This window comes from Jiangella rhizosphaerae (assembly GCF_003579925.1).
GTDB classification, from domain to species: domain Bacteria; phylum Actinomycetota; class Actinomycetes; order Jiangellales; family Jiangellaceae; genus Jiangella; species Jiangella rhizosphaerae.
Map to the genome: position 1 here is coordinate 1 of NZ_QUAL01000349.1, position 6,576 is coordinate 6,576.

Below are 6,576 nucleotides of genomic sequence, written 5' to 3' on the forward strand. Positions count from 1 at the left end.
CGGTGGAGGTGATCCACCGGACGACCACGTTGCCCTTCCGCTTGGGCCGGGCGATGGCACCGGCCGCGGCGGTCCGCTCCAGGTACGTCGTCACTCGTGGTCACCCCCCGTGTTCTCCTCGCCCAGCACTTCGTCGTCGTAGGCGCCCCGGATCGGCGGCTCGATGATGCCCTCCTGGCCGGCCTCGCGGAGGCCGTCGATGTGGTCCTGGTACTCCTGCTCGGAGACGACCTCGACGTCGAACAGCATGGACTGGTGGTAGGCGCCGCACAGCTCGGCGCAGCGGCCGGCGTACGAACCCTCGCGGTCGGGCGTCACCTGGAAGGCGTTCGGGTGACCCGGGATGACGTCCTGCTTCATGTAGAACGCCGGGATCCAGAACGAGTGGATGACGTCGGGCGACTCGAGCTCGAACCGCACCGTCTGGCCGACCGGCAGGTACAGCGTCGGCCGGTCGTTGATGGTGCCGACGTCGTGGACGTCCTCGTCGAGGTAGTTGAACGTCCACGACCACTGCTGGCCGATGACGCCGACGACGAGGTCGGGCTCCTCCGACGTGTCGGTGAGCTGCTCCTGGTGGTCGGCCGTGAAGTAGAAGAGCGGGACCAGCACGAACAGCGGCGCGACCGTGTACAGGAACTCGATCGGGATGTTGAACCGCGTCTGCTTCGGTAGCTCGTCGCCGCGGCGGCGGTACGCGATGATCGCCCAGATGATCAGGCCCCACACCAGCGCGCCGACCGCGAACGCCGCGATCCAGGCGCCGAGCCACAGGTTGCCGATCAGCGGGGCCTCCTCGGTGGCCCCCTCAGGAAGCGCCAGCCGCGACCACTCGTCGCGCTGCTGTGCCGAGCAACCACCCAGCACGAGGATCGTGCCGAGGAGGAGAACGGCGGCGGTCGCGGCCCGGCGACGCGCCGGTCGGACCCTGCCAGACTGACTCACGAGGCGCCCTTCTCTTTCGACCCGCTCGCCGCGGCCGGGCGGACTGGCAACCGGCACCGTGGCGAGAGCAAACTTCTCCTGTCGCGCCCAACCCTAGCGGTTGCCCTTCGCCGTCATTCCGGGAGGTACTCGATGAGCACGCGCGGCGTGTCGGCGCCGTCGGACGCACTCGCGTCGCCGCCGCCCGGGGCCGCGCCGCCGGGGTACTTCGACGCGGCGTCGACGGAGCCACTGCACCCCGCGGCCCGTGAGGTTCTGCTGGCCGCCGCCGACGAGGGCTGGGCCGATCCCGCGCGCCTCTACGGCTCGGCGCGGCGGGCCCGGATGCTGCTCGACAACGCGCGCGAGATCGTCGCCGCGGTCGTCGGGGCCCGACCGGACGAGGTGACGTTCACGGCCAGCGGGACGCAGGCGATCCAGCTGGGCATGCTGGGCAGCGTCGCGGCCCGACGGCGTCAGGGTGCCGGCCCGCGGGCGGTCGCCGTCTCCGCCGTCGAGCACTCCGCGGTGCTGCAGACCGCCGCCCACCTGGCCCGGCACGAGAGCACCACGACGGCGGAGGTCGGCGTCGACCGCGACGGCCTGGTCGACGCGGCCGAGTTCGCGGCCGCCGTCGACGACGACACCGTGCTGGCCTGCCTGCAGGCCGCCAACCACGAGGTGGGCACGGTCCAGCCGGTCGACGAGGTCGCTGCGCGTTGCGCGGACCTCGGTGTCCCGCTGCTGGTCGACGCCGCCCAGGCGGCCGGGCGGCTGCCGCTCCCCCAGGGCTGGTCGGTGCTGACGGCCAGCGCGCACAAGTGGGGCGGCCCGGCCGGGGTGGGCGTGCTGGCGATCCGCCGCGACGTGCGCTGGCGCTCCCCGCTGCCCGACGACGAGCGCGGCGGCGGCCGGGTGCCGGGGTTCGAGAACGTGCCCGGCGCGCTCGCGGCCGCGGCCGCGCTGCGGGCCCGCTGGGAGGAGGCCGACGCCGTCGCCGATCGGCAGCGCGAGTTGGTCGACCACATCCGCGCCCGGATCCCCGAGCTGCTCGACGACGTCGACGTCGTCGGCCACCCGACGCTGCGGCTGCCGCACCTGGTGACGTTCTCGTGCCTCTATCTCGACGGCGAGGCGCTGGTCAGCGAGTTGGACCGGGCCGGCTTCGCCATCTCCAGCGGCTCGTCCTGCACGTCCAGCACGCTGCGGCCCAGCCACGTGCTGGCGGCGATGGGCGCGCTGACCCACGGCAACGTGCGGGTCTCGCTGACCCGCGACGCCACGCGCGCGGACGTCGACCGCTTCCTCGCCGCGGTGGTGGAGGTCGTGACCCGCCTGCGAGCGGGCCTGGAGGCGCTGTGACCGACCCGGCCCTCGTGCTCGACTGCCGCGGCATGCGCTGCCCGCTGCCGATCATCGAGCTGGCCAGGCACATCGGCGACGTCGAGGTGGGCGCGGCGGTGACGGTGCTGGCCGACGACCCCGCGGCGGCGTCGGACGTGCCGGCCTGGTGCCGCATGCGGTCGCACGAGTACGTGGGCGCCGACGGCGACGCCTACACCGTCCGCCGCCTGCACTGAAGGTCCCCAGGCTGGCGCGGCCGCCATGATGGGCCCATGACGGCCTGGGTGCTGCACGTCGACATGGACCAGTTCCTCGCGGCGGTCGAGGTCCTGCGCCGTCCCGAGCTCGCGGGCCGCCCCGTGATCGTCGGCGGGCGCGGCGACCCCACCGAGCGCGCCGTCGTCTCGACGGCGTCGTACGAGGCACGGGAGTTCGGCGTCCGGTCCGGGATGCCGCTGAAGACCGCAGCACGACGCTGTCCGGACGCGGTCTTCCTGCCGGTCGACTTCCCGCACTACGAGGCCGCGTCCGCCCACGTGATGCGGACGCTCCGGGCGTTCCCCGGCGCCGTGGTCGAGGTCCTGGGCTGGGACGAGGCGTTCGTCGGCATCGACACCGACGACCCCGAGGCGACCGCGCGGGCGCTGCAGGCCGCCGTCCTCGACGCCACCCGGCTGCACTGCTCCATCGGCATCGGTGACACGAAGGTCCGTGCCAAGACCGCCACCGCGTTCGGCAAGCCGCGCGGCGTCTTCCGGCTGACCCGGGACACCTGGATGGACGTCATGGGCGACCGCCCGACGACGGCGTTGTGGGGCGTCGGCAACCGCATCGGCTCCCGGCTGGCCGCGCTCGGCATCACCACGGTGCGGGACCTCGCCGAGACACCGGACGAGCCGCTCGTGAAGGAGTTCGGGCCCGCGACCGGTCCGTACATCGGGCAGCTCGGCCGCGGCGTCAGTGCCTCCGTCGTCGACGACACCCCGTGGATCGCCCGGGCTCACGGGCGGGAGACGACCTACCAGCGCGACCTCACCACGCCGGAGGAGGTCGCGGCCGCGCTGCGCGCGCTGGCCGACCAGGTCGTGGCCGACATCGGCAGGGAGGGCCGGGCGTGTGCCCGGGTCCACCTCAAGGTGCGGTTCGCGCCGTTCTTCACGTTCACGCGGGTCCGCAAGCTGCCGGAGCCGACCACCGACCCGGCGGTCATCGCCGGGACCGCGCTCGACCTCCTGCACGGCCTCGACGACGACCGGCCGATCAGGCTGCTCGGGGTGCGGGCCGAGATGGTCCCTCCGGACGGCGGCTACGACGCTCCGTCGCTCAACCCGCACCGGTGAGCACGGCCGGCCGCCCCAGGAAGTCGCCGTACCGGGTGGCGGCGTCGGTCAGCGCCCGCCGTTCGGCGGCCGACAGCGGCCGGTGCGGCGTCAGGTCGAAGCGGACCGACGACGGCGTGACGGTGCGCTTCATCCCGGCCACCACCTGGCCGTCCACCAGCGCGATGCCGATGGTCGCCTCGCGGGACCGCGGGACGACCCCCTCGGCGTCGAGGACCCAGCGCGAGTCCTGGTAGCCGCGGTAGATCTCGTCGAGCAGCTGCAGGAGATGACCGTCCGGCCGGCCCGGCCCGGTGGGCGCATCGCCCGGCGCGTGCCAGAACGTGCGCCCGTCGTGGTCGAAGGACTCCAGCTCGTCGCCGACGGCGGCCAGCCCGCGGCGGACGTCGGTGACCGTGAGCGTGGCCCAGTACGCCAAGTCCTTGACGGTCGCCGGGCCGTGCCCGGTGAAGTAGCGCCGGGCGATCGTGGCCAGCGCCTCGTCGCGGTCGAACGTCGCCGCGTCGGCACGCGCGCCGACGCGGTCGCGGTACAACGCGTACGTGTGGTCCCCGTCGCGGGGCCGGCCGCTGCAGACCAGGCGATCGAGCTCGAGGTGCGCGAGGACCAGCATCATCAGCCGTCCCGTCACCCGCTCGGCCAGCGCCGGTACGTGGTCGCGTACCGCGGCGGCCAGCTCGTCGCGGGTACGGTCCGGGGTCGTCGCGAGCGTGTCGAGCACCGCCGTCGTGAGCCGATCGAGGTTCGGGACGGTGAGCCCGAGATCGCCGTGGAGCTGGGTGGCGGTGACCTTGGCCACGCGAGGCGCCGTCAGCGCCAGCAGCCAGTCGAGGTCGTCGCGGGCGACGTAGTGCCACGTCGGACGCAGGACGTGGGTACGGAGGACCGCGCCGGAGTCGAGCAGTGCGGCCAGCTCGCTGCCGTCCGGGGCTGCGGTCCGGGCCGCCACCGCCCACGCGGACTGGGCCGGGTTCTCCGCCTGCACGGCGAGGAGCGTGCCGATCGCCTCCGCCGCGGTGCGTGCGGGCGGCTCGGTGAGGCGCTGGGTGCGCAACCGCCATCGCGCGATGGTGACATCCACGCCGCCAGTATGAACGCCGACGGGGCGCCGCCCGTCGGGCCGGCGCCCCGTCGCGGGAGCGGTGAGCTCAGTGGAAGGAGTCGCCGCAGGCGCAGGAGCCGCTGGCGTTGGGGTTGTCGATGGTGAAGCCCTGCTTCTCGATGGTGTCGACGAAGTCGATGGTGGCGCCGCCGAGGTACGGAGCGCTCATGCGGTCGACGACCACGTTGACGCCGCCGAAGTCCTTCACGACGTCGCCGTCGAGGGAGCGCTCGTCGAAGAACAGCTGGTAGCGCAGACCCGAGCAGCCACCGGGCTGGACGGCGATGCGCAGCGCCAGGTCGTCGCGGCCCTCCTGGTCGAGCAGCGCCTTCACCTTGGAGGCCGCGCCGTCCGTCAGCACGACACCGTCGGTGACCTGTTCCTGAACCGTCATCTCGTTCTCCTGCTCCGAGGTCGGACTACGTCTTCAACGCTACAACGCGTCCCGGCAGAAGGACATTCCTTCTCCGTCAACCAGTATCACCGACTCCACGTCTTGGCCACGCGCTCGGCGACGGCGGCCAGGCTCTCGCGCGGCCGGCCGAAGGACTCCTCGGCGCCGACCATGTCGACCATGGCGTACGCGGCCTCGATGCCGTTGGCGCGCAGCTCGCGGTTGCCGACCTGCACGGCGCCGGCGAAGGCGATGCACGGGCGCAGCGCCGGCCCGGCCAGCGCGGCCAGGCCGGACACGACCTTCCCGCTCATCGACTGCCAGTCCAGCTTCCCCTCCCCCGTGATGACGAGGTCGACGCCGGCGACCAGGTCGGGCAGGCCGACGGCGTGCGCGACGGTGTCGAAGCCGGGCTCGCGGACGCCGCCGAGCAGCAGCAGCCCGTACCCCAGCCCGCCGGCCGCGCCCGCGCCCCGGTGGTCGGCGACCCGCCGGTCGGCCAGGTCGGCGAACGTCGTCAACGCGGCGTCGGCGGCCAGCCGGTCGGCGTCGTCGACCAGGCCCTTCTGCGGCCCGAACACGTTGGTGGCGCCACGCAGCCCGAGCAACGGGTTGTCGACGTCGGAGGCGGCGACCAGCTCGACGCCGGCGAGCCGGGCCTTCGCCGGCTCGAGATCCAGCGCGGTCAGTCCGGCCAGGGCGTCGGGCCCGCCGGTCAGCGCGTCGTCGGGCTTCGCCACCGCGCCGAGGGCGGCGAGCAGGCCGGCGCCGCCGTCGTTCGTCCCCGACCCGCCGAGCCCGACCACCACCCGGCGCGCCCCGGCGTCGACGGCGTGCGCGATCAGCTCGCCGACGCCGTAGGTGGACGCCCGTGCCGCGACGCCCGGGACCGGTGTGCGGCCGTCGTCGCCCAGCGGGAGCAGCGCCAGCCCGCAGGCCTGCGCCGACTCGATGTACGCGACATCGCCGGCCAGCAGGAACGTCGCCGGGACGGGCTCGCCGAGCGGCCCGGTGACCGTCGACGCGAGCAGCTCGCCGCCCAGGCTGGAGTGGAGGACGTCGACGAAGCCGGGCCCGCCGTCGGCCATCGGGACCGCGACGACCTCGTCGCCGGGCGCCGAGCGCCGCCAGCCCTCGGCGATGGCGTCGGCGGCCTCGACGGCGGTGAGCGTTCCGGCGAACTTGTCCGGTGCAACCAGGATCCGCATGGCCCAGAGTGTGCCGCATCGCGCCCGCGGCCGGCATGGGGCGCATCCGTCCGGCGCTTCCGGTTACGCGGGGGACCATGTCGGGTATCGTCCGTCCATCGACACGACCAGCGGCCACGAAAGCGAGATGACGCTGGTGCAGTCCGGGGCAGACCAGGTCGTCGCCGCCGCGCACGCCGGGCGGCCCGGTGGTGTGCCGTGACGGCCCCGGCCGGCGGCTCCCGGCCCGGCGACCATCCCGAGCCCGAACGGCGGCCCGCGCCC

At 74.1% G+C, this 6,576-nt stretch carries 8 protein-coding genes; 4 read left to right on the forward strand and 4 right to left on the reverse strand.

Annotation, left to right across the window (positions count from 1 at the left end; all coding sequences use genetic code 11):
• Positions 1–90: 90 nt before the first annotated feature.
• A complete protein-coding gene (gene ctaC, locus DY240_RS24725; protein WP_119662366.1) occupies positions 91–945 on the reverse strand; it encodes an aa3-type cytochrome oxidase subunit II in 855 nt (284 codons plus the stop codon).
• 132 nt (positions 946–1,077) lie between these two features.
• Here ctaC and DY240_RS24730 point away from each other — a divergent pair, with 132 nt between their 5' ends.
• The 3 genes from DY240_RS24730 to DY240_RS24740 are packed head-to-tail and all read left to right on the forward strand — an operon-like array spanning position 1,078 to position 3,608.
• Positions 1,078–2,286 (forward strand): cysteine desulfurase family protein, encoded by a 1,209-nt coding sequence (locus DY240_RS24730; RefSeq protein WP_119662367.1) that lies wholly within the window; start codon positions 1,078–1,080, stop codon positions 2,284–2,286.
• A complete protein-coding gene (locus DY240_RS24735; RefSeq protein WP_119662368.1) occupies positions 2,283–2,504 on the forward strand; it encodes a sulfurtransferase TusA family protein in 222 nt (73 codons plus the stop codon). Before DY240_RS24730 ends, DY240_RS24735 begins: the two co-directional genes overlap by 4 nt.
• A gap of 36 nt (positions 2,505–2,540) precedes the next feature.
• Positions 2,541–3,608, forward strand: a complete 1,068-nt coding sequence (locus tag DY240_RS24740) for a DNA polymerase IV (RefSeq protein WP_199702355.1) — start codon at positions 2,541–2,543, stop codon at positions 3,606–3,608.
• Here the strand turns inward: DY240_RS24740 and DY240_RS24745 are convergent.
• From DY240_RS24745 to DY240_RS24755, 3 genes are all read right to left on the reverse strand, one after another.
• Positions 3,592–4,689 (reverse strand): winged helix DNA-binding domain-containing protein, encoded by a 1,098-nt coding sequence (locus DY240_RS24745; protein ID WP_119662369.1) that lies wholly within the window; start codon positions 4,687–4,689, stop codon positions 3,592–3,594. The two genes, DY240_RS24740 and DY240_RS24745, sit on opposite strands and share 17 nt — an antisense overlap.
• Positions 4,690–4,756: 67 nt before the next feature.
• Positions 4,757–5,104: a HesB/IscA family protein gene (locus DY240_RS24750; RefSeq protein WP_119662370.1), complete on the reverse strand. Its 348-nt coding sequence runs from the start codon at positions 5,102–5,104 to the stop codon at positions 4,757–4,759.
• An 86-nt stretch (positions 5,105–5,190) separates the two neighbouring features.
• Complete coding sequence (locus DY240_RS24755) at positions 5,191–6,312, reverse strand: glycerate kinase family protein (protein ID WP_119662371.1); 1,122 nt, start codon at positions 6,310–6,312, stop codon at positions 5,191–5,193.
• Here DY240_RS24755 and DY240_RS32480 point away from each other — a divergent pair.
• The gene (locus DY240_RS32480; protein WP_158602991.1) at positions 6,311–6,514 is read left to right on the forward strand and encodes a hypothetical protein; all 204 of its coding nucleotides are present in this window, start codon (positions 6,311–6,313) and stop codon (positions 6,512–6,514) included. The genes DY240_RS24755 and DY240_RS32480 overlap by 2 nt on opposite strands.
• Positions 6,515–6,576 lie beyond the last annotated feature (62 nt).